Source organism: Enterococcus sp. DIV2419, assembly GCF_051711865.1.
Classification (GTDB): Bacteria; Bacillota; Bacilli; order Lactobacillales; family Enterococcaceae; genus Enterococcus; species Enterococcus faecalis.
On sequence record NZ_JBIONS010000001.1, the window covers coordinates 108,865 to 132,352 of the forward strand.

At 39.2% G+C, this 23,488-nt stretch carries 22 protein-coding genes; 15 read left to right on the top strand and 7 right to left on the bottom strand.

Annotated features, from left to right (window positions below):
• Positions 1–25: 25 nt before the first annotated feature.
• On the top strand, positions 26–811 hold the full coding sequence (locus IGI97_RS00460) for a lipoprotein (RefSeq protein ID WP_002356118.1): 786 nt from the start codon (positions 26–28) through the stop codon (positions 809–811).
• A 58-nt stretch (positions 812–869) separates the two neighbouring features.
• Here the strand turns inward: IGI97_RS00460 and IGI97_RS00465 are convergent, their stop codons facing one another.
• Positions 870–1,490 (bottom strand): helix-turn-helix transcriptional regulator, encoded by a 621-nt coding sequence (locus tag IGI97_RS00465; RefSeq protein WP_002396730.1) that lies wholly within the window; start codon positions 1,488–1,490, stop codon positions 870–872.
• 316 nt (positions 1,491–1,806) lie between these two features.
• On the opposite strand from IGI97_RS00465, the gene IGI97_RS00470 reads away from it, so the two are divergent.
• From IGI97_RS00470 to serS, 4 genes are read left to right on the top strand one after another with little or no spacing between them, the layout of a single operon-like run.
• Positions 1,807–2,913, top strand: a complete 1,107-nt coding sequence (locus IGI97_RS00470; RefSeq protein WP_002383466.1) for a PTS sugar transporter subunit IIC — start codon at positions 1,807–1,809, stop codon at positions 2,911–2,913.
• Positions 2,900–3,595 (top strand): L-serine ammonia-lyase, iron-sulfur-dependent subunit beta, encoded by a 696-nt coding sequence (sdaAB, locus tag IGI97_RS00475; RefSeq protein ID WP_016616693.1) that lies wholly within the window; start codon positions 2,900–2,902, stop codon positions 3,593–3,595. Before IGI97_RS00470 ends, sdaAB begins: the two co-directional genes overlap by 14 nt.
• Positions 3,596–3,609: 14 nt before the next feature.
• Positions 3,610–4,503: an L-serine ammonia-lyase, iron-sulfur-dependent, subunit alpha gene (gene sdaAA / locus IGI97_RS00480; RefSeq protein ID WP_002356122.1), complete on the top strand. Its 894-nt coding sequence runs from the start codon at positions 3,610–3,612 to the stop codon at positions 4,501–4,503.
• A 26-nt stretch (positions 4,504–4,529) separates the two neighbouring features.
• Entirely contained in the window at positions 4,530–5,801 is a 1,272-nt protein-coding gene (serS, locus tag IGI97_RS00485) for a serine--tRNA ligase (RefSeq protein WP_002361511.1), read from the top strand.
• 15 nt (positions 5,802–5,816) lie between these two features.
• Here the strand turns inward: serS and IGI97_RS00490 are convergent, their stop codons facing one another.
• Positions 5,817–6,788 (bottom strand): alpha/beta hydrolase, encoded by a 972-nt coding sequence (locus IGI97_RS00490; RefSeq protein WP_002390352.1) that lies wholly within the window; start codon positions 6,786–6,788, stop codon positions 5,817–5,819.
• Between the two features lie 130 nt (positions 6,789–6,918).
• On the bottom strand, positions 6,919–7,398 hold the full coding sequence (locus tag IGI97_RS00495) for an arginine repressor (protein ID WP_002356125.1): 480 nt from the start codon (positions 7,396–7,398) through the stop codon (positions 6,919–6,921).
• A 218-nt stretch (positions 7,399–7,616) separates the two neighbouring features.
• Here IGI97_RS00495 and IGI97_RS00500 point away from each other — a divergent pair, with 218 nt between their 5' ends.
• The 6 genes from IGI97_RS00500 to IGI97_RS00525 all read left to right on the top strand — a co-directional run bounded on the left by IGI97_RS00500 (position 7,617) and on the right by IGI97_RS00525 (position 13,954).
• Positions 7,617–8,129 carry an arginine repressor gene (locus IGI97_RS00500; protein ID WP_438737775.1) on the top strand — a complete coding sequence of 171 codons (513 nt, stop codon included), beginning with the start codon at positions 7,617–7,619 and terminating at the stop codon, positions 8,127–8,129.
• Positions 8,130–8,425: 296 nt separating this feature from the next.
• A complete protein-coding gene (arcA, locus tag IGI97_RS00505) occupies positions 8,426–9,652 on the top strand; it encodes an arginine deiminase (protein ID WP_002356129.1) in 1,227 nt (408 codons plus the stop codon).
• A 25-nt stretch (positions 9,653–9,677) separates the two neighbouring features.
• Entirely contained in the window at positions 9,678–10,700 is a 1,023-nt protein-coding gene (gene argF / locus IGI97_RS00510; RefSeq protein WP_160747730.1) for an ornithine carbamoyltransferase, read from the top strand.
• Between the two features lie 105 nt (positions 10,701–10,805).
• Positions 10,806–11,738, top strand: a complete 933-nt coding sequence (gene arcC / locus IGI97_RS00515; RefSeq protein WP_002356132.1) for a carbamate kinase — start codon at positions 10,806–10,808, stop codon at positions 11,736–11,738.
• Between the two features lie 24 nt (positions 11,739–11,762).
• Positions 11,763–12,455, top strand: coding sequence for a Crp/Fnr family transcriptional regulator (locus tag IGI97_RS00520; RefSeq protein WP_002356133.1), 693 nt, complete (start codon positions 11,763–11,765; stop codon positions 12,453–12,455).
• A 47-nt stretch (positions 12,456–12,502) separates the two neighbouring features.
• A complete protein-coding gene (locus tag IGI97_RS00525) occupies positions 12,503–13,954 on the top strand; it encodes a YfcC family protein (protein WP_002356134.1) in 1,452 nt (483 codons plus the stop codon).
• A 90-nt stretch (positions 13,955–14,044) separates the two neighbouring features.
• Here IGI97_RS00525 and IGI97_RS00530 read toward each other — a convergent pair whose 3' ends face one another.
• Together IGI97_RS00530 and IGI97_RS00535 are read right to left on the bottom strand one after the other, a co-directional pair.
• Positions 14,045–14,725: a type 1 glutamine amidotransferase domain-containing protein gene (locus tag IGI97_RS00530; protein WP_141410264.1), complete on the bottom strand. Its 681-nt coding sequence runs from the start codon at positions 14,723–14,725 to the stop codon at positions 14,045–14,047.
• Positions 14,722–15,057, bottom strand: coding sequence for an ArsR/SmtB family transcription factor (locus IGI97_RS00535; RefSeq protein ID WP_002356136.1), 336 nt, complete (start codon positions 15,055–15,057; stop codon positions 14,722–14,724). The genes IGI97_RS00530 and IGI97_RS00535 overlap by 4 nt, the downstream gene beginning before the upstream one ends.
• 179 nt (positions 15,058–15,236) lie before the next feature.
• On the opposite strand from IGI97_RS00535, the gene IGI97_RS00540 reads away from it, so the two are divergent.
• The 3 genes from IGI97_RS00540 to IGI97_RS00550 all read left to right on the top strand — a co-directional run bounded on the left by IGI97_RS00540 (position 15,237) and on the right by IGI97_RS00550 (position 20,523).
• The gene (locus IGI97_RS00540; protein WP_438737778.1) at positions 15,237–16,253 is read left to right on the top strand and encodes an NADP-dependent oxidoreductase; all 1,017 of its coding nucleotides are present in this window, start codon (positions 15,237–15,239) and stop codon (positions 16,251–16,253) included.
• Between the two features lie 209 nt (positions 16,254–16,462).
• A complete protein-coding gene (locus IGI97_RS00545; RefSeq protein WP_438737780.1) occupies positions 16,463–18,970 on the top strand; it encodes an EndoS/ChiA family endoglycosidase in 2,508 nt (835 codons plus the stop codon).
• A 284-nt stretch (positions 18,971–19,254) separates the two neighbouring features.
• Positions 19,255–20,523: a RidA family protein gene (locus IGI97_RS00550; RefSeq protein ID WP_002356139.1), complete on the top strand. Its 1,269-nt coding sequence runs from the start codon at positions 19,255–19,257 to the stop codon at positions 20,521–20,523.
• 49 nt (positions 20,524–20,572) lie between these two features.
• On the opposite strand, the gene IGI97_RS00555 is transcribed toward IGI97_RS00550, so the two are convergent.
• Together IGI97_RS00555 and IGI97_RS00560 are read right to left on the bottom strand one after the other, a co-directional pair.
• Positions 20,573–21,016, bottom strand: a complete 444-nt coding sequence (locus tag IGI97_RS00555) for a MepB family protein (protein WP_163402476.1) — start codon at positions 21,014–21,016, stop codon at positions 20,573–20,575.
• Complete coding sequence (locus IGI97_RS00560) at positions 21,013–22,425, bottom strand: PLP-dependent aminotransferase family protein (protein ID WP_002359266.1); 1,413 nt, start codon at positions 22,423–22,425, stop codon at positions 21,013–21,015. The genes IGI97_RS00555 and IGI97_RS00560 overlap by 4 nt, the downstream gene beginning before the upstream one ends.
• A 97-nt stretch (positions 22,426–22,522) precedes the next feature.
• On the opposite strand from IGI97_RS00560, the gene IGI97_RS00565 reads away from it, so the two are divergent.
• Positions 22,523–23,488 carry an ornithine cyclodeaminase family protein gene (locus IGI97_RS00565; protein WP_113848633.1) on the top strand — a complete coding sequence of 322 codons (966 nt, stop codon included), beginning with the start codon at positions 22,523–22,525 and terminating at the stop codon, positions 23,486–23,488.

A 23,488-nucleotide genomic window follows, 5' to 3' on the forward strand; every position in this document is an offset into this window, starting at 1 on the left:
AAAAGATTTCTGGAGGTAACGAAAAATGAAAAAAATTGCTTTGTTCAGTATGTTAACGTTCAGTGTATTGTCTTTAAGTCTAGCAGGATGTGGAAACAAAAAAACAGCAAGCACAAATGATTCTAAGCCAAAGCAAGAAACAAAGAAAGCCACGCAGAAATCCTCTAGCCAACAAGAAATGAAAAGTAGTCATTCGTCTGTCACGGGTCAAAATTCTAATGTGACAGGGGAAAATCCGTCAGAAAATGCCACGCAGCCTTCTGCAGGAACTGATGAAACGAATGAAGTCCCTCAAAACCAAGCACCTGATACAAACATTACAATTACCAATGTTGTTTTCAATCCTGAAAGAAATGAAATTAATGGTACTACATTACCTAATGCAACCATTACAGCAACGGTAGTCGGTGATGCTTCTGCACAAGCAGGTGTTTTTTATGCGGATGCCAATGGCAATTTTACAGTAATTAGTCCCAGAGCGGGAGCGACTACTCAATTAATCGCAACCGTTGATCAACGGAATAGTGCACCTGTCCAAATTGATATTCCAAGTTCAGGACAAGAAGCAGCGCTTTCTTTTAGCAATATTACGATTGATCCGAAACAAGGGACAATTTCTGGTAAAACAGCACCGAATGCAACTATTTTAGTGTCACGTGCAGATGATGCGCGGGTGATTTTAGCAAGTTTTACTGCGGATGCCCAAGGGAATTTCACAGCCAGTAATTTAGTTCCCGGCACAAAAAATCGCTTAGATGTTACGTTAAATGGAGAAATAGGGACACCTTACTTGTTTGATTTACCAAATTAAAATAGAAGAGAAGTGATCAAAGCCACCAACGCTAGTTAGCGTTGGTGGCTTTGATGTTTTAAGCTTCTTCTTTTTTATGATTGCGGATATGTAAATAGATGGTATTTTTTGAAATACCTAATCGATCGGCAATCTTTATGACAGAATCTTTGAGATTAAAAATTCCTTGATCATATAAACGAATAACAATTTCTTTATTTTGATTCAAATGTGATACATTTGGATCGCTTTCTACTGCTTGTTTTACTTTTGACAGTGAAGTAGTGATTAATTCGTCAATATTGTCAGAAAAATGTTCAGAATTTTTAAGCTCTTGGGACATATCATTTTGTTGTCCTGAAGGTAATAAGTCTTGCAAGTAATCAATTAATGGCATTTCTAAATGCATATTGATACAGATCAATCCAATAATACGATCATTTTCACCGATAACTGGAATGGTGGAAGATTTTAAAATAACCCCTTTTTGATTTTTATTGTAGTAGGGTTTCACAGCGTAATCATGTTCCGACTCTACTTGACTTAACATTTTTAACGCCATATCAGTAATGGGGGCACCTTCCTTGCGGTTACTGAAATGGCCATTGATGACTTTGATAGCTGAACTTTCCAAATTTTCTAAACTATGAAGAATGACTTCATGGGTACTACCAAAGAAGTTCCCTAATCCATCAAGCATTAAGGCATGTGAATGTAAGATTTGTTTATCTACTTCACTTAAACGTAAATATGACTCCAAGTGATATCCTCCCCTACACTGAAATTAATTTTAGTGTAATACTTTTTTAATGGAAAAGCAATAAGATTCTTTACGTTAAAAAAATACATTGACTAAACTTTTGTTTAGTCGTATACTCTGAATGTGGAATAAAATTTTTATCACTCATTGTACTTTAGTTCATCGAAATGCTCGCTCATTCTTTCACTTGTTGAGCAATAAAAATTTTATTCAGGAGTACCATCCGTTATAAAAAAATATAGTTGGAGGCAAAGAAATGAAAACGTTATCAGGAATCTTGATGTTAGTCTTAGTTTTATGTGGCATGTCCCTATTCTCTTTTAAAGCACCGCGAGGGAAAAAATCTTTAAGTGCTTTGTCTGGTGCAGCTTGTGCCACCTTTCTACCAGAGGCATTTTTGCGGTATGCAGTAGGCGGCGTTTTTCATTTAGATTATGTGTCGCAAATTGGTGAAACTATGGGTAGTCTAGGTGGTTTAGCAGCTGGAGCTCTTGTGCCGCTGGCTTTCGGGATTAGTCCAGTTTTTTCAATTATTTTAGGTCTGTCATTGATTAAAGTCAGCTTGTTACCAGCTTTTATTACCGCGTATCTTTTATCTTTTGTTGTTGAGCAGATGCAAAAACGTATTCCAGAAGGGATTGACTTATTAGTCGTTATTTTAGTCATTCCAGTCGCTGCTTCGTTAGTTGCTGGTTTTATTCAACCCGTTGTATTAGGTGTCCTAGAAGTTATTGGGGGCACGATTTTAAGTGCAGTAGATGGCAATCCATATGTGATGGGCGCAATTTTAGGTGCTATTATCCCGATTGTTGGTATGACACCGTTAAGTTCAATGGTTTTAACTGCCTTGATTGGTTTGACTGGTGTACCAATGGCTGTCGGTGCGTTGACTTGTTACGGCAGTTCCATTGTCAATGCGGCGCTATTTAAAAAGTTAAAACTAGGCACAGCTTCAACCCCGTTAGCTGTGGCAATTGAGCCATTAACACAAGTCGATATCATCAGCTCCAATCCAATTCCTATTTACGCAACGAATTTATTTTCAGGAATGGTTAGTGGTATTGTAGTGACTTTCTTTGGCTTAAAAGTACCTGTGACAGGAATGGCAACGCCGTGGGCTGGTTTACTTGTGACATTAGGTAACAATGCCATTCAAACGACTTTACTAGCAGTAGCGATTATCACAGTGGTCAGTCTGATGTTTGGATTTTTAGGTGCGCTGGTCTTTAAACGTTACAGAATTGAAGCGGTGGATAATACACCAGAATTTGAAGGAACGACGGAAGTAACCAGTGAAAAAGAAAAAGAAGCAGTAAAAACCAAAGGAGGAGTTACGTATGAACACAGCTATGGCCATCAATAAACCTAAAAAAGTGAACAAAGTAATGAACTACAAAAGTTGTTTTGACATTATTGGTCCTATTATGATTGGTCCTTCTAGTTCGCATACAGCTGGGGCCTTAGCAATTGGCTTAGCGGCAAGAAAGTTATTCGGCGGAACGCCAGAAAAAATTGTGATTAAATACTATGAATCTTTTGCAGACACGCATAAAGGACATGGAACTGATTTTGCAATTATTGGCGGAATTCTTGGACTAGCAGCAGATGATGCCAACGTAACACAATCCATTGAACTTGCGGAAGAACAAGGAATCGAGATTCAATTTTTAGAAATGAGTGAAGAAAGTCCAGTGAAGCATGCTAATACAGCATGTGTGACACTCAGTGATGCAACGCACGAAATTCATTTAACAGGAATTTCTGTAGGTGGCGGCACTATCGAGGTGAAATACATTGAATTAGACGGTTTCAATGTCCAACTACATGGTCCTTTACCTATTTTGTTAGTCATTAATCAAGACGAGCAGGCGATGCAAGCTTTTAAAGATACGTTACAAAAAAATAATATTCAAGTGAATGCGGTGTCTCGTTATGTGGAAGGAAATCAAATTTTATTCATCTTTGACTTAGATTCGGCACCAATTTCCTCGGTGAAAGAACAACTGTTTTCACTAGATGACACATCGAAAATAATCTTATTATGATAGGAGTTTGACATATGTACCTTTCGATTGAAGAATTTATCGATAAAGCTGAAAAAACAGGAAAAAAAATCTCTGATTTGATGATTGAGCAAGAAATGGAGCGTAGCCAAAAAAGCTATGAAGAAATTTGGACACAGATGGGTCAAAATTTGGATGTCATGGATGCTGCTGTCAAACGCTCGCAAGAAGGAGCAGGCGTTTTTTCTCCTACTGGGTTAACGGGCGGTGATGCGGCTCGTTTAAAAAAATACCGCGCAGCTGGCAAAACGTTATCAGGTGATTTAATGATGTCTGCAGTTCAAGCCGCACTAGGTACTAATGAAGTCAATGCAGCAATGGGCGTTGTTTGCGCAACGCCAACCGCTGGTGCAAGTGGCACCTTACCAGGGGTTTTAACAGCGATTAAAAATACCTTGAATTTAACGCGTGATCAACAAATTCGTTTCTTATTTACCAGTTCTTTATTTGGGATGGTCACAGCCAACAATGCGATGATTGCTGGTGCTGTTGGTGGATGTCAAGCCGAAGTAGGCAGTGCTTCAGCGATGGCCGCCGCTGCAGCTGTTGAAGCGGCTGGCGGAACACCACGCCAATCTTCTGAAGCTTTTGCTATGGCTTTAGGGAATTTATTAGGTTTAGTTTGTGACCCAGTGGCTGGGTTAGTCGAAATTCCTTGTGTCAAACGAAATACAGTAGGTGCAGGCAATGCGTTAATCGCTGCAGATATGGCTTTAGCTGGAATTGTAAATAAAATACCAGCAGATGAAGTGGTGGAAGCCATGAATAAAGTCGGCCGTCAATTACCACGAGAATTGAGAGAAACGGGTTTAGGTGGCTTAGCTGGCACAGCGACTGGCCAACGAATGAAGAATGAAATTTTTGAAAAAGTAAAATTCACCATTGTTTAAAATTTAATCATGAAGAGGGAAATAAGATGCTGGATATGAAAAAAATTCGCCAAAATGTAGAAGTAGTGCAGAAAAAGTTAAAAACACGTGGTGTGGACGAGGAAGTTTTATTACGCTTTTTGGCTTTAGATGAAGAACGAAGAGCGTTACTTGTTAAAGTTGAAGAACTGAAAAAACACCGTAATCAGGTATCAGGAGAAATTGCACAATTAAAGCGTGCACAAAAAGATGCTTCACAACAATTGCTAAATATGCAAGAAGTTAGCGAGCAAATTAAAGTTTTAGACCAAGAAGTTGTTCATTTGCAAGAACAATGCACAGCAATTGCAGAACGTTTGCCTAACTTACCTCATGAGAGCGTGCCTGTTGGCGCAGACGAAGCCGCCAACGTAGAAGTTCGGCGGTGGAGTACGCCGAAAACTTTTTCATTTGAACCGAAACCACATTGGGAAATCGGTGAAGCCTTAGGAATTTTAGATTTTGAAAGAGGCGCGAAAGTATCTGGTAGCCGTTTTCTTTATTACAAAGGCTTAGGGGCTCGTTTAGAACGAGCGGTCTATAATTTTATGTTAGATCAACATGTTAATGAACATGGGTATACCGAGGTGATTCCTCCTTATTTGGTCAATAGCAAAGCAATGTTTGGCACCGGTCAGTTTCCTAAGTTCAAAGAAGATGTCTTCCAAGTTGCAGAAAGTGATTTGACGCTGATCCCCACAGCGGAAGTCCCGTTAACTAACTACTATAATAACGAAATTTTAGAGGCGCAAGAGTTACCGATTTATTTTACTGCTTTAAGTCCTTCTTTTCGTTCGGAAGCGGGTAGCGCAGGTCGTGATACCCGAGGATTAATTCGTTTACACCAGTTCCATAAAGTAGAAATGGTTAAATTTAGTGATGCAGAACACTCCTATGAAGAATTAGAAAAAATGACCAACAATGCTGGAGACATTTTAGAAAAATTGGGCCTCCCTTATCGAGTGATTACTCTTTCGACAGGTGACATGGGCTTCTCGGCAGCGAAAACCTATGATTTAGAAGTTTGGATTCCGGCACAGAAAACGTATCGAGAAATTAGTTCTTGTTCAAACTGTGAAGACTTCCAAGCACGTCGGGCGTTGATTCGTTATCGTGATAAAACGGGTCATGTTCAATATGCCCACACTCTTAATGGGTCAGGACTTGCTGTTGGTCGAACAGTGGCTGCCATTTTGGAAAATTATCAAAATGAAGATGGCACCGTAACGATTCCAGAAGTTCTACGTCCTTATATGGGCGGTTTAACGAAAATAGATTAAAAAAGAAGGTTGATGTCACAACATCAACCTTCTTTTTTTATTCGTTAAATCCGTTAACCAATGCCCAATTTCTTGAAAAACTGTAGCTTTTTCCGTTTCTAATAAAATTTCATGACGCAATGTGGGAAATAGTCGTAACGTCACGTGCTGAAAACCTGCATGCTTTAATTGCTTTTGAATTTTCGCTGGCCCCTTGCTGAAATCACCAACTGGGTCTTCAGCGCCACTAATGATTAAAATAGGCAATTCTTTTGGGATCGCTTGGTACCAATTCCTTTGATTGGCTCGTTTAACAAGCGAAAAAAGGGTAGCAAAACCATTATTGGTAAATACGAAGCCCATTAATGGGTCATTTTCATAGTCAGCGACATTGGCTTGATTTTTAGAAAGCCAATTAAAGGAACTTGCTTCAGGAAATTTTTTACTAAAAGAACCAAATGCCAGCTTATCAATGAACGGAGCTGGTTTTTTCGGCTGTTTCTCGGCCATTTTTTTAATAAAAGGCAATGCTGCGGTTAAAGGTAACGGACTTGTTCCAGTGCCCATGAAAATGACTCCTTGCACAGTCACAGGATAGTCTTGCAGATAGTTGCGCAAGGCGAAAGACCCCATGCTGTGACCCATCATAAAATAGGGCAATTGTGGATAGCGATTCACAGCCCATTGTTTCACTTGATGAATATCTGTAACGACATTTTCAGGCCCTTGTTCTCCAAAAAAACCATAGATTGGTGCGCTTGGTTGTACAGATTCGCCATGACCTAGATGATCATGACCAATTACGGCAAACCCTAATTGATTTAAAAAACGAGCAAATTCATCATAACGTTGGATATGCTCTGCCATGCCGTGAATCAATTGAACTACGGCTTTGGGTGAAGGACAGGGCCAATGACGTACATTGAGCTGAGTTTGTTGATCGTTTGAAGTGAGTATGAATTGTTCAGTCATAAGAAACCCTTTCTTTGCTTTTTGATTATTATACAAAAAAAAGACGGTGTTCAAAAGAAAAACTCATGAGAAAACGCCTCAGCTTTCACTGAGACGCCTTTTTTTATTTATCTTTAATAAAAATAGCAATGATGTCAAAGAATAGTCGATTTTACTAAGTGATGAATTATGGGTGGTACAAATACTGCTGGAAATAGTTGTTAACTTCAAGGGCATCTTCTTTATTTTTTGAAAGAATTAAGATGGTATCATCCCCAGCGATGCAGCCCAAGATATGAGGGTTGTGGATACGTATGCGATCAATTAAAACCCCAATGGCTTGCCCGTTGCCTGGTAAGACGGTTAAAAGATTTGTGAACTCTATTTGTGTTAAAGAAACACCAGTTTCAATAATAATGTCAACAAGACGTTCTTCATCTGTTTTATATTTTGGACGAAGGGCAGAATTATTCAAGATACGATAATAGGCTTCTCCTTGACCATTGTCTACTTTGTTTAAATTCAGCTCACGAATGTCACGAGAAATAGTTGCTTGCGTGGTGTGAATATTTTCTTTTTCCAATAATGCTAGTAATTCACTTTGTGTATGGATTTCATTTTCTGTGACCAATCGCTTAATCATCGTTTGGCGTTTTAATCGGTTCATTACTTTCCTCCAGTTCAGTTAATCATGCAAAAAAACATCATTGCTGTTATTTAAAACGGTGCCAGTAATTCCCTAAAATCACTGTACAACGTTTTACTAAATTGTGCAAGTCTCACTTTTTTAAATGCGAAATATCCGACAAAGTCAATGAGAGCCTTTTAGCTAAACGACCCTTTTTCTATTCTAATTAGAGAGATTCTGCTAGTATTGCTTTGTAAATGTCTGGAGGAAGGGTGTTATTTGTGAATAAGCAAACACGCCAAAGTTTGATTAAAGAAATCATTCAAACAACTGTAATTCATAGTCAAAATGAGTTGTTAAGAGAATTAAAAAAGCGCGAGATAAATGTCGCACAAGCAACGATTTCACGGGATTTATGGGAATTAAAAGTCGTCAAAGCATTGGATGAGTCTGGCGAGATGCGGTTAACGATTTTTGAACAATTCACTTCTTTAGAAGAACGAAAAAAAGAACAGTTGATACAAGCAATTCGTGAGGTAGTGACCAAAGTTGAACGTGTCGCCTTTTTACTAGTGGTTCATACATTACCAGACAACGCAACATTGTTTTCAGCTGTACTTGATGAAGTGTCTTTGTGTGAAAAGAAATGTTCTGTCGCTGGCTTCGACACTGTTATTATTGTTTCATCATCCGAGGAAAAAGCACAAGAACTAGAGCAGTATTTTCAACAATTTATTCAGCCACCACCTTTGTCAAAAAGTAACGCATAAAAGGAAGGGAGCCAGAAGTCGTTTTGACTTCTGGCTCCCTTCCTTTTACCTCTATAAGATTATAACTTTATGAAGTACATGGAGAAATAATTTTTTTTGAATAAATGCATTTTTTTTTATTTAATTATGCATTATTTTTTTAGAATATCTATGAAAGCGCATTCTTTTAGGCTAGAAATATGCATAAGAAAGAATACCGTTGTATATTTGGTATTTTGTTTGGCAAATGGCTCACGTCCTAGGTTAATCAGGTCTGTTATTCTGTGTTTGTAATTAAGTTGAGGAGGTTATTTCACATGAGTCATCCAATTAATGTATTTTCTGAAATCGGGAAATTGAAAACAGTGATGTTACATCGTCCAGGTAAGGAATTAGAAAATTTAATGCCAGATTATCTGGAGAGACTGTTGTTTGATGATATTCCGTTTTTAGAAAAAGCACAAGCAGAACATGATGCATTTGCAGAGTTGTTACGATCAAAAGATATCGAAGTGGTCTATTTAGAGGACTTAGCTGCTGAAGCGTTGATTAATGAAGAGGTCCGCCGACAATTTATTGACCAATTCTTAGAAGAAGCCAATATTCGCAGCGAATCAGCAAAAGAAAAGGTTAGAGAGTTAATGTTAGAAATTGACGACAACGAAGAACTTATTCAAAAAGCGATTGCTGGCATTCAAAAACAAGAATTACCTAAATATGAGCAAGAATTTTTAACAGATATGGTTGAAGCGGATTATCCATTCATTATTGATCCAATGCCTAACTTATACTTCACGCGTGATAACTTTGCGACAATGGGGCACGGGATTTCTTTAAATCATATGTATTCAGTAACTCGACAACGGGAAACCATTTTTGGGCAATACATTTTTGATTATCATCCTCGTTTTGCTGGAAAAGAGGTTCCTAGAGTCTATGATCGTTCAGAATCAACCAGAATTGAAGGTGGCGATGAATTAATTCTTTCAAAAGAAGTAGTGGCCATTGGGATTTCTCAAAGAACGGATGCCGCGTCAATTGAAAAAATTGCGAGAAATATTTTTGAACAAAAATTAGGGTTCAAAAATATCTTGGCTTTTGATATCGGTGAACATCGTAAATTCATGCATTTAGATACCGTTTTTACCATGATTGACTATGATAAATTTACGATTCATCCAGAAATCGAAGGCGGCTTGGTTGTTTACTCGATCACTGAAAAAGCAGATGGAGACATCCAAATTACAAAAGAAAAAGATACATTAGATAACATTTTATGCAAATACTTGCATTTAGACAATGTTCAATTAATCCGTTGCGGCGCTGGAAATTTAACAGCAGCAGCCCGGGAACAATGGAACGACGGTTCAAATACATTAGCAATTGCCCCTGGGGAAGTTGTTGTTTACGATCGGAATACGATTACGAATAAAGCGCTAGAAGAAGCAGGCGTGAAATTGAATTACATTCCAGGAAGTGAACTAGTACGTGGCCGTGGTGGCCCTCGTTGTATGAGTATGCCACTTTACCGTGAAGATCTTTAAAAAACACCCAAAAATAGGAGGAATCATCATGAATTCAGTATTTCAAGGACGTAGTTTATTAGCAGAAAAAGATTTTACAAGAGCAGAATTAGAGTATTTGGTAGACTTCAGTATTCACTTAAAAGAATTGAAGAAAAAAGGGATTCCACATCACTATTTAGAAGGAAAAAATATCGCTCTTTTATTTGAAAAAACTTCGACACGGACACGCTCTGCATTTACTACAGCAGCGATTGATTTAGGGGCACATCCTGAGTATTTAGGCGCCAACGATATTCAATTAGGTAAAAAAGAATCTGTTGAAGATACAGCGATTGTTTTAGGTAGTATGTTTGACGGGATTGAGTTCCGTGGGTTTAGTCAAGAAGTAGTGGAAGATTTAGCGAAATATTCTGGTGTTCCTGTTTGGAATGGTTTAACGGATCAATGGCATCCAACACAAATGATTGCGGACTTTATGACAGTGAAAGAAAACTTTGGTCGTTTAGAAGGAATTACTTTAGTATATGTCGGCGATGGCCGTAACAACATGGCAAACAGTTTGTTAGTGACAGGTGCTATTTTAGGCGTAAATGTTCGCATTTGTGCACCAAAAGAATTGTTCCCTTCTGATGAAGTCGTTAATTATGCAAAAGAATTTGCGAAAGAATCTGGTGCAGAATTAATGATTACAGACGACGTTGCTAAAGGTGTTAAAGGAGCCAACGTGTTATATACAGACGTTTGGGTGTCCATGGGTGAAGAAGATAAATTTGAAGAACGTGTCAATCTGTTGAAACCTTATCAAATTAATATGGCTATGTTAGAAAAAACCGAAAATATGGATGGCGATTTAATCGTATTACACTGTTTGCCAGCCTTTCATGATACGAAAACACAATACGGTGAAATGGTTGCTGAAAAATTCGGCATTACTGAAATGGAAATCACGGATGAAGTCTTCCGCAGTAAATATGGTCGTCAATTTGAAGAAGCAGAAAACAGAATGCATTCTATTAAAGCAATCATGGCAGCTACTTTAGGCAACTTATTCATTCCTCGTGTGTAGGAAGCAACTGAAAAAACATTGAAAAAAGAATAGTTGTTTCGCCCTTTAAGAGTTTCTTTTGAAGGGCGGCCTATTCTTTATTATGATAGGAAAGAAGGATTTGTAATGGGGAAAAAAATGGTCGTTGCACTAGGCGGAAATGCCATCCTTTCAAATGATGCTAGCGCACATGCACAACAGCAAGCATTAGTTCAAACATCTGCCTATTTAGTTCATTTAATTAAACAAGGGCATCGGTTGATTGTTTCACATGGCAATGGTCCACAAGTCGGTAATCTATTATTGCAACAACAAGCAGCTGATTCTGAAAAAAATCCAGCGATGCCGCTAGATACGTGTGTTGCTATGACACAAGGAAGTATCGGCTACTGGTTGTCCAATGCGCTTAATCAAGAATTAAACAAAGCAGGAATCAAGAAACAAGTGGCTACTGTTTTAACACAGGTGGTCGTAGATCCAGCAGATGAGGCATTCAAAAATCCAACAAAACCGATCGGTCCATTTTTAACAGAAGCTGAAGCCAAAGAAGCAATGCAAGCAGGTGCTATTTTTAAAGAAGATGCAGGACGTGGCTGGCGCAAAGTCGTTCCAAGTCCTAAGCCAATTGATATCCACGAGGCTGAGACTATTAATACCTTAATAAAAAATGATATAATTACCATTTCATGTGGTGGTGGCGGCATCCCTGTCGTAGGACAAGAATTAAAAGGTGTCGAAGCAGTAATCGATAAAGATTTTGCTTCTGAAAAACTGGCAGAATTAGTGGATGCGGATGCACTAGTTATTTTAACTGGCGTGGATTATGTGTGTATTAATTATGGCAAACCAGATGAAAAACAATTAACCAATGTCACTGTAGCAGAGTTGGAAGAATACAAACAAGCGGGTCATTTTGCACCAGGTAGTATGTTACCGAAAATTGAAGCCGCCATTCAGTTTGTAGAAAGCCAACCCAATAAACAAGCAATTATCACTTCTTTGGAAAACTTAGGAAGTATGAGCGGCGATGAAATCGTAGGAACGGTTGTGACAAAATAAAGTATAGTATTTAGGAGAATTAAGATGATGATAGAGAAAATAATCACTAAAAATAATCAAGATTTTCAATACTTTTCTGAATCAGAACTAACAGAATTGCGCAACGAGAGTTTCGTTCGCTCCTATAAAAAAGGCCAAGTCCTTTTTTATCCAGGTGATCCGAGAAATCATTTAATTTTATTGGTTTCAGGTGTCATTAAAATTGAAAAAAATGATCGCAGTGGTAATTTTTCCTATCTGCATTTTATGAAAAAGCAGGCTCTTTTTCCGAGAATCGGACTGTTTCAAGATGAGGTTCATTACGACTCCGCGATTGCCTATACGGATATTGAGGTTGTGTTTGTGCCAGTTAAACTGTTTGAGCGTTTTCTCCAAAATAATCCCCAGCAATTGATTCATTGGATTCAAGAACAATCGGTCCTTTTAAAAGAAAGTATGATCAAAATCCAAAAAGGAACAACCAATGATGCATGTGAACGGATTGTGACATCACTGGCGATGTTATTAAATGATTTAGGAGAACGAATTGACAACAGAGAACGCGTTGCAATTACTTGTCCAATTACCATTAATGACATTGCACGGATGAGTGGAACTACGCGGGAAACAGCAAGCAGTGTTATGAAAAAATTAGTCCAAATGAACCGTATTAGCTACAGTCATAAATTCTTAACTTTTCTAGATACGCCATTCTTTATTGATCGATTGAGTAATTAATCATAGAGAAGGGAGATACAGGAAAGTAGGTTCCTGTATAAAAGGATATGGCAGAAAAAAAGAAGAAAAACAAAAAACAGCTTTCGTCTTTTAGTATTTTATTTATTATTTTAATTGTTTTAGGTATCGTAACGGTCTTGCTAAATGGCCAGCCATTTACCCCAAGAGAAATTGATGGCAAAATGGTTGACCACGTGGTAGGGGCCAAATTATCGGATATTATCATGGCTCCATTCAATGGGTTTAAAGATGCCATTGAAATTAATATTTTTATTTTAGTACTCGGTGGCTTTTTAAATATTGTGACACAAACTGGGGCTCTTGAAGCAGGGATTCAATCAGTCGTTAAAAAGTTAAAAGGGAACGAATTGAAAATCATTCCGATTTTAATGATTTTATTTTCTATTGGTGGTTCGACTTATGGAATGGCAGAAGAAACAATTCCTTTTTATGGTTTATTGAGTGCCACCATGGTCGCCGCTGGTTTTGATACGTTTGTCGCAGTGGGTACTGTACTATTGGGTGCAGGATCAGGTGTTATCGGTTCAACGGTTAACCCTTTCTCCACAGGGGTAGCGATGGATGCGTTGCGAGGTATTGGCATTCAGCCGAATACAGGAATTATTTTAATTGTCGGTGCTATTTTGTGGGCGGCCTCTACTAGCTATTCTATTTTCATTGTGATGCGTTATGCGAAAAAAGTGAAGGCGGACAAAGGTTCAACAATTTTATCTTTACAAGAACAAGAGGATATGGAAAAAACGTATGGACAAGCAGCGTCGAAAGAAATGCCATTTACGAATCGTCATAAAAAAATCTTAATGGTATTCGCTTTCTGTTTTGTCATTATGATTGTTTCCTTAATTCCATGGAACGACTTTGGAGTGACGATTTTCAAAGGCTGGACGTCTGTTTTAACAGGCAACAGTTTCGGTGACTGGTACTTTGGCGACTTAGCGATGTGGTTCTTCCTTTTAGGGATCATTGCTGCCTTGATTGGTCGCTTTACTGAAAAAGAAACCATTGAAGCATTTATCGACGGTGCCAAAGATATGTTATCCGTTGTTTTAATTATCGTAGTTGCTCGCGGGGCATCTGTTTTGATGTCTAAAACGTATTTAGATTCATTTATCCTTGATAAAGCGGCAGGCTTATTACAAGGACTCTCCCCAGTCTTATTTGTCATCGGTGCCTTTGTTTTATACTTAGGTTTATCTTTCCTAATTCCTTCAACTTCTGGTTTAGCGTACGTTTCTATTCCTGTAATGGGTGCGTTAGCTAAAAACATTGGTTTAAGTCCAGAAGTGATGGTTATGATTTTTGCTTCAGGTTGTGGCTTGATTAATTTGATCACGCCAACATCTGGTGTTGTAATGGGTGGTTTGGAAATTTCCAAAGTTCAATATGCCACTTGGACAAAATTCATGGCCAAACCAATGATTGTCTTAGGCTTAATTAACCTAATTATCTTAATTGGCGCGATGTTACTCTTTAGCTAATCAAAAATTTTTTATGTTAGGGCTTCGGCTTTCGGAAAAAAGAAGAAGCAATGAAACAACAGCGACTACCTAAAAGTAGTCGCTGTTGTTTCATTTTGATAGTTGTTGAATTAACAATTTTGCGACAGCGCGGACAGAAAAAGGATTTTGCCCAGTGATTATACGGCCATCTTGATACGCAAATTCTTTATAGGGACGCTTTTTCGCAAAAGTAGCACCATGTTCTTTGGCAATTGTTTCGTTTAAGAAAGGAACAACTGCTTTTTTCATGGCTAAAATTTCTTCTGCAGTTGTGAAGCCAGTAATGGTTTTATCTGCAATCAAATAATTTCCTGACGCATCTTTGACATTTAAAAGACCAGCAATTCCGTGACAAACAGAAGCTAGGTATTTGCCCTGTTCGTAAAGGCTACGAGTGATTGCTTGCAACTGAGGATTATCAGGAAAGTCCCACATAACGCCATGGCCTCCTGTAAAGTAAATCGCTGCGTATTCATCTGGATCAATTTCTTCAAGAGAGAGGGAATGCGCTAGCGCTCGTTCTTGAAAATCGGCACTTTCATAAACCGCCATAATGGATGAATCTACATATTTCATACTCCGGGGATCCAAAGGGACATAGCCTCCTTGGGGACTAACATAGTCAACTGAAAATCCTGCTTTGGTTACTTCTTCCACGAACTCCGTGGCTTCACCTAGCCAGAGGCCCGTTGGTTCTTCGGTGCCGTGATAACGGGAAACGTTTGTGAGGACCACGAGAATTTTTTTCATGCTTGCTTCCTCCCTGGCATAATCGACGTAATGTGGGTCAATAGTTGTTGGAGTTGCTCAATTTTGGTGGTATCGTGAGAAAGTGAGTAATAATTTTTAGTTCCTTCACTGCGACAATCAATTAATTTGGCTTGTTTCAAAATTTTTAAGTGGTGAGAAACAGCGGGTCGTGAGAGCTGTGTCGCCTCTGTTAACTCAGTGACACGACGGCCAACACAGGCCTGGTCTTCTAACAGTGCAATAATAATTGCTTGGCGTTTTTCATCACCCAATGCGATTAAAAAATCACTAAGCGCAGTAAATTCTGTTTGAATTTCTTCTAATTCTTTCATATTCTTTCGCCTCTTTGGTTCGTATTTTTAAACGATTAAACCATTTTTCGTGTTTTTTGTCAATAAAATACGCTGAGGGCTGAAACTTGACGTGGATCCCATTCTTCGTTAAGATACTAATTGATTAAAGGTTTAAACTTTTAAACCGATAAAAGGGATAGAAAGAGAGGAAAGATTCAATGATGAAAGCCGCTTTAATTCATAAATACGGACAAAAAGAATTAGCAATCGAGGAGGTGCCCTTACCCACCATTCATGACAATGATGTTTTGGTCAAAATTATCGCTGCCAGTATCAACCCGATTGATTTAAAAACAAAAGATGGCAAAGTAAAGATGCTTTTAGATTATCAAATGCCACTGATTTTAGGCAGTGATTTTGCTGGGATTGTTGTCTCTGTTGGAAAAAATGTTCAAAATTTTAGGCTGGGCGATGCAGTTTACGGGCGAGTACCCAAAAATCGCGTGGGAACTTTTGCTGAATATATTGCAGTGGATCAAGCGGCTGTAGCTATGAAGCCGAAAAATTTAACGTTTGAAGAAGCTGCGGCCATTCCGTTAGTCGGTTTGACAAGTTATCAAGCGCTACATGATATTATGAATGTACAGCCAGGCCAGAAAGTCCTGATTCAAGCAGGTTCAGGAGGGATTGGAACCATTGCGATTCAATTAGCAAAACTAGCAGGCGCTTACGTTGCCACCACAACGAGTAGTAAAAATAAAGAATGGGTTCAAGCGTTGGGAGCAGATGAAGTGATTGACTATCGGACACAAAATTTTGAAGAAGTTTTATCCGACTATGATTATGTGTTTGATACAATGGGGGGGACAATCTTAGAAAAAGCTTTTTCAGTGGTTAAACCTCAGGGAAAAGTCGTTACATTGTCAGGCATTCCCAACGAACGTTTTGCTAAAGAGTATGGCTTGCCGCTTTGGAAACAATGGGCCTTTAAAATAGCTACTCGCAAGATTCATCGATTGGAGCAAGCCACAGATGTTAGTTATCATTTTTTGTTTATGCGTCCAGATGGCGAGCAATTAGCTTTACTCACTGAGTTCATTGAACAGGGAAAATTACAGCCGATAATTGACCGAGTCGTTCCTTTTAGCCAAATTCAAGAAGCGGTGGATTATTCACTGACAGGACGAGCACAAGGGAAAATTGTTGTGAAAATCGCCGATGTTGATCACGACTAAGTAAAGGAGACTTGCAAGAAAAATAGGCCTGTTTTTCTTGCAAGTCTCAAAATTTACATTTAAACGCCGCCTAACGAAAGTGATTTTAGGCGGGAAAAGATTTTTATAGAAAATCCTCATTTTTCCAGTTTCTATTTTGCAAATTCGTTATTTTTTGTTATTCTATTGATGGTTGTGTATGCGCTTTCTTTTTTGGCGGATACACAAAAATGAACGGAGTGCAGAAAGGAATGGTGTTCAAAGTGGGGAACAATTTATCGACAAGAAAAGGAGAAAACAGAGAAACAATTGTCAGTTGGCTGGGTCTTTCGTTATTGGTTGGCTTGGCGTTTATCTTATTTAGTCTGTTTCATCAACCAATGATCAGCCAAGCCAATGAGCCGACCCAAGAGAAACATTTTATGGTTTATTATCGGGCTTGGCGTGACAAAACGATGCAAGGAGTTAATACAACATTGCCAGATGAAAATTGGCTAACGATGCACGATATTCCTTATGGTATTGACATTGTGAATGTCTTTAGTTATGTGCCAAAAGGACAAGAAGCACTTGCACAGCCATTTTATGATACGTTAAAAAATGAGTATGCGCCAGCATTACATGCACGAGGTGTTCGTTTAGTTCGTGGGATTGATTACAGCGAGCTATTAAAAGTTCCTTATGCAGGAACAACGCCTACAGAAGCAGAATTTGATGCTTATGCGAAAGAGCTGTTAACCAAATTTGTCGATGATTTAGGAATTGATGGGTTAGATATTGACATGGAAACTCGTCCAAGTGAAAAAGATATTGTTCTATCTAATGGTGTCATTCGTGCATTATCAAAATACATTGGACCGAAGTCGGGAACGGATCGTCCATTTTTGTATGATACCAATGCAGAATATTTACCACCTTTACAAGATGTCAGTGACTGTTTCGATTTTCTCGCGTATCAACAGTATGGTAGTGATGACCAACGCACGCAACGAGCATTAAATAATTTAAGTCCGGTTCTCAATGGGGAACGATTTGTTCCAGGATTAACTTTCCCAGAAGAGCAAGATCGCAACCGCTGGTATGACACAAAAGAGCCGTATATGGAAAGTAACATGTATAAAGTAGCTCGTTATTCTTATGAAAATAATTTAGGGGGCATGTTCCTCTATGCCTTAGATCGCGATGGTCGCACCTATAATGAAGACGATTTAAATCAGATAAAACCTTCCAATTTACTTTGGACAAAAACGGCCATTGCAGAGAGTAAAGGCGTTTCTCTTGCAGAGATGAAAGCGGCTGCGCAACACTATTTAAAACGAATTAGCTACGCCAACACAGACCTTGAAGCACAAAATAAAGCCGCAGAAGCAGTGACACAAGCAACGACGCTTTATGATGTGAATAAAGCTATTTTAGGTGGCGATTATGGCCAAGGGATTTCAAATACCTATGATGCTGAATTAGAAAAAGGCCTGTTAGCCATTGACTTAACCACTTTATATCGTGCGTTGGATCAAGCAGTTGCAGCCATTGAAAAGGCAGAAAGCTATACACCAGAAACGATTCAAGCACTACAAACAACAAAAGAGTCAGTCGCAACAGAACTTGCGGGAAAAACGTATACAGCCGCGCAAGTGACTACTTGGCAAACGGAGGTCCAAACAGCTTTGGATAATTTAAAAGAGAAACAAACACAACCTTTAAAAAGTGTCTTTTCCATTGATGCGGGAAGAAAGTATTTTTCCGTGGAACAACTGGAAGAATTAGTGGCCAAAGCCAGTCAAAATGGGTACACAGATGTCCAATTAATTTTAGGAAATGATGGCTTACGGTTTATCTTGGATGATATGTCGGTCAATGTGAATGGTAAAAAATACAACCACAACCGGGTTTCAAAAGCAATCCAACGAGGCAACAACGCATATTACAATGATCATAATGGCAACGCGTTAACACAAAAAGAAATGGATCGGTTGTTGGCTTTTGCGAAAGCGCGCAACATCAACATCATTCCCGTGATTAACAGTCCAGGACATATGGATGCCTTGTTAGTGGCCATGGAAAAACTAGCGATTAAAAATCCCGCTTTTGATGGCTCAAAACGAACAGTAGATTTAGGGAACCAAAAGGCAATGAATTTCACAAAGGCGATTATCAGTAAGTACGTGGCTTATTTTTCCGCGCATAGTGAAATTTTCAATTTTGGTGGCGATGAGTATGCAAATGATGTCGACACAGGCGGTTGGGCGAAACTGCAATCTTCTGGGCGCTACAAGGATTTTGTCGCTTATGCGAATGATTTAGCTAAAATAATTAAAGATGCGGGCATGCAGCCAATGAGCTTCAATGATGGCATTTATTACAACAGCGACGATTCTTTCGGTACATTTGACCCAGAGATTATTATTTCTTATTGGACAGCCGGTTGGAGTGGGTATGACGTAGCCAAACCTGAGTACTTTGTTCAAAAAGGACACAAAATTTTTAATACCAATGATGCGTGGTATTGGGTAGCTGGCAATGTTGATTCTGGCATTTATCAATATGACGATGCTTTAGCAAATATGTCGAAAAAAGCATTTACAGATGTGCCAGCAGGTAGCCCGAATCTTCCAATTATTGGAAGTATTCAATGTGTTTGGTATGATGACCCTCGTCGTGACTATGATTTTGAACGAATTTATACGCTAATGGATACGTTCTCGGAAAATTATCGTGAGTATATGGTGGTTAAATAAAACTAGTTATAGCTAACGAGTTATCTATAAAGACTGGCACGAATCAAGCTTGATTCGTGCCAGTCTTCTTTAACGGAAGAAGATTTGTTTGAGGGCCAACAATCAATTTAGGAATGCCTTATTGAAATGTTCCTGTTCTTATTGTAGACTGAAAGAAGTGGTGGTGGAAAGCTATCACCATTAATAGAAAAGCAGGAAAATAAAAAGGATCTTGTTGGAAGTTTAATGCTTAAAAATGTAAGCGGAATCATTTTTGTTGGAATGCTAAAAAAGGGAGTAGAGTTATGAGTAATGAAAATATCGTCTTAGCAAGAAATACAGAGCGTGCACCAAAGCATCCTCTCGCAGCCCAAACAGTCGCATTTTCCCACTATAATCATTTGTCGGCACAATTACCTATTGAGCCAACCTCTGGACAATTGGTAGAAGGTGGCATTCGGGCCCAAGCGACACAATGTTTGAAAAATATCCAAGCGGTTGTTGAAAGTATCAACCATGTGATGAGTGACATTGTCAGAATGACCATTTTTGTCAAAGATATGCGGGATGCTGCCGCAGTTGAGGAGGTCTATGCGGCCTTTTTTACCCATTATTATCCAGCTAAAACAGTGGTTGCCGTCGCAGATTTGCCGTTAGGCGCTTCTGTTCAAATGGAGGCACTTGTTTCAAATGGGGAAGGAACTATCCCTAATGCACCTCAAGCTGGGGATTTAATTAAATTAACAAATCAGACTGTTCAGGCACCAATTGATGCTCTAGCCAGTCAAACGGTCGCGTTTTCTCACTATAACAATCTGTCTGCACAATTGCCTATAGATCCTCAAACGGGCAGAGTTGTGGCTGGCTGTGTTAAAACGCAAACAAAGCAATGTTTGAAAAACATAAAAGCCATTTTAACCAGTATTGATGTGCCTTTTGATGATATTGTGAAGATCAACATTTATTTAAAAGATTTATCTAAGCTGGAAGCTGTCAATCAAGTACATGCCGCTTTTTTCCCAGATTCAGGAATTGCGCGCACGGTCAATTATATGCCAGCACGAACAGTGATTGCTGTTGCTGATTTACCAATGGGCGCGGCGGTGCAAGTAGAAGCGGTGGTTTCTCATGGGGATGGTACGCCACCACAAGCGATTGAAGATCGACATGGATTAATTATTGAAGCAAATAATACAGAGCACGCACCGAAGTGTCCATTTTCGACACAAACTGTTGCTTTTTCTCATTACAACCATCTATCAGCTCAGCTACCATTGGACCCTAAAACAAATGCGTTAGTCGCTGGCGGAATCAAGGAACAAACGACGCAATGTTTAGAAAATATTAAAGCGATTATTGAAAGTGTGGATCACAGCTTAGCTGATCTGGTGAAAGTGAACATTTTTGTGAAAGAGATTGAAGAGCTGGCGGCAGTAGATGACGTCTACCAAACGTACTTCCCTGAAGGCACGCCTGCCAGAAGAGTGATTGGTGTGACGGATTTACCAAAAGGTGCCCAGATTCAAATCGAAGCGATTGCTGGGAACGCAGAAGGTACGCCACCAATTGGTTAAACAGTAGAAGAAACAAACGTCAGCTGGCTTCTGAAGCCAGCTGACGTTTTTAGTATTTAGATAAATCAGTAAAGTAAGCTAGTTGCCATTTTTGTGTTTTTTTGGCGGTTTGATTAAGATTTTGGCACCAAGAAGGATAAAAACGGGCCGCCATTTTGCCTTTTTGTTGATGCGTTTTGAGAATTTTTTGTTGGATTAAACATTCTTTTGGCAGAAGAAAGAGACCTTGCTTTTCTTGATCAGCAATGACAATTGCTAACATTTCAGGGGCTTCCGTTGCATCAAAGGCTTCGTTCTGATTTTGTTGATTTTTTTCCCAGAAGGCTGCAAAATAGCCTTCTTTTTTCGGCGTTTTTTTGGCTAAGCGACTGCGGATAAGTTGTTGCGATTCGTTAACTTGGCATAAAAAGCCTTCATATTCGGCATTTTGTTTTTCTTCGGAAAGCAGGGTAATCGTGCCCACTGCTTTTTCAAGTATTGGCAATGAATTCATAGGGAATGTCCTTTCTTTTCGTTTAATGTCGGTAAGAGTTCTTGGATAATGGTTAATCCTTTCGCCAATACCTCAAGCTGATTGGAGGCTAAGGAAATTCGTAAAAAAGCATCTGGCTGATTTTGCACAGTAAAGCGGCTCGAGTGAAAAAGACGTACCCCATTTTGGAGAAATTCTTGTTCAATTTGCGGCGCCGTTTTTTCGGTAGAAAGGGGAATAGTTCGGTAGTACGGCAAGGGATTGCTAGGTCTAGCTAACCCAAAAATGGTATCAAATAAGTCATTGGCTTGTTTTGTTAAAGCCAATTTTTCTATCACTAATTCTTTTGCAACTGGTGAGCGTAAGACTTGGGTGACAATTTCAGCATCAAAGCCAGAAGTTTTAACGTTAATATTAAAAATCGCACGCTCTATTTCTTGGCGAAGAAGCGGAGGGAAAACAAGGTATGCAATGCGTAAGCCTGTACAGACAAATTTTGTCATCCCCGCTAAGTAAATCGTTTGTTGAGGTAAGAGTTCTTGAAACGTTGGTAAAACTGCTTGCTGTGCATAAGTTGTTAAAAAAGAATGAATGTCATCTTCAATTACCCATAAGTGTTCTTGCTGAATGATTTCAGCTAAAGTCATTCGGCGGGCGCTAGACATTTGGAAACCAATCGGGTTATTACATGCGGGCATTAAGAAAATACCGTGTATTTTTTTCTTTTTGCATTCTTGCAGTAAATGCTCTGGGTCCATCCCCTCGGAATCATAGCCAATCGGGACGATTTCTAAATGATAAAGCTGGGCGAGTTCAATAAAATTTGAATACGTGTATCGATCTACGGCAATCCGCTGACCTGGAGAAAAAGCGGCGGCTAACGTCACGGCCAGCCCATTCTGGACACCAGATACAATGGCAACTTCTTCGGCATTGGTCCGAACGCCTTGTGTCTGAAGCCATTCGGCAGCGGTTGCTCGTTGAAAGTGCGTACCTAAAGGATCGCGATAATTTAGCAAACTGTTAAGGGCCGCATTTTTACTAACTGATTCAATAAAAGGTAAAATCCGCTGATTACACATATCAAAGGAACTAACCAGCCCTAAATCAATTAGATGGTCCGCTACTTGGTTGGTAGAGATTGTAATTGAGTGAAACGCGTTGGGAGAAACGAAAGTGCCGCTACCGATGTTGGTATAAAGTAAGCCTTTTTCCATAGCGTGTTTATAGGCTTGACCAATCGTCGTGAAATTCAGATCCAAGTAATCAGCTAATTCTCTTTGCGAAGGCAATTTCACATTTTTTTGAAGTGCACCAGATAAGATATCCGCTTCTAATTGTTGAACCAATGATTGGTAATAAGGTCTTGTTAAACGTTCTTTAACAGGGCGCCATGACAACGCATAGTTCTCATAGGAATTAATCGGCATGAGGGGAACTTCCTTTCTATAAAATTGTATTCCATACAATTATAGCATTGAGTGTATTGTTTGTCTGGTTTATGATAGCGCAAAGGGAGGAATTCAGATGGACATTATTTCTTATGAGAGGGTCATTCAACAATTGTCGCTTTCCGAAGCAATTCAAGTGATGAAACGTTGCTTTGCAGAGTTGCAAAAAGGAAAAATTTCGCAAAGTGAGCGCCATGTAGAGGTTTTACCAGATGGGGGAAATCAGAATCTTTTTGCATTAATGCCTGCTTACTTAGGAAAAAATCGCTTTTTTGGGGCAAAAATCATTACAGCTTTTCCAGAAAATCCACAAAAAAATTTGGCCTCACATCTTGGTCAAATTTTATTGTTTGATAGTTCTACTGGAAGACCAGTTGCGATGATGGACGCCAATGCGATTACGTGGCTTCGCACAGCAGCTGTTTCTGCTTTGGCAACCGATTATTTAGCAGCTCCAGAGGCAAAAAGTATCGCTTTGATTGGTGCAGGTCAACAAGCTTCATCTCATCTCGCAGCGCTACAAAGCGTTCGGGCGATTGAAAAGGTTTTTATATATGACCGCACAGCAGAACGCGCACGAAAATTAATCGCTAAGCAACAGCACAATTACCCCGAATGTACCTTTATTGGTTGTTCTTCTGTCCAAGAAGCCGTCCAGGAAGCGGAAATTATCTGTACACTAACTTCCAGTCAGGACGCATTTTTAGAAGAAAAAGACGTTTTGCCGAATGCCCATATCAATGCAATTGGTACATTCACGCCGACTTCCAGAGAATTAACAACCGACCTTGTTAAAAACAGTCAAGTGTTTGTAGATGAGTATGCGGCTGCATTAAAAGAAAGCGGGGATCTTTTAATTCCGATTTCAGAAGGTGCCTTTTCAGCTGAAAAAATTGTAGGTTCTCTCGGCGAATTAGTGACTGGCAAAGTTAAACTAAAGGCGGAGCAGAAAGGCCGCACGATTTTTGATGCGGTTGGCTTAGCAGTTGAGGATTTGTGTTGCGCGGAATACATTTATCAAAAAATACAAGGAGAGAATTAA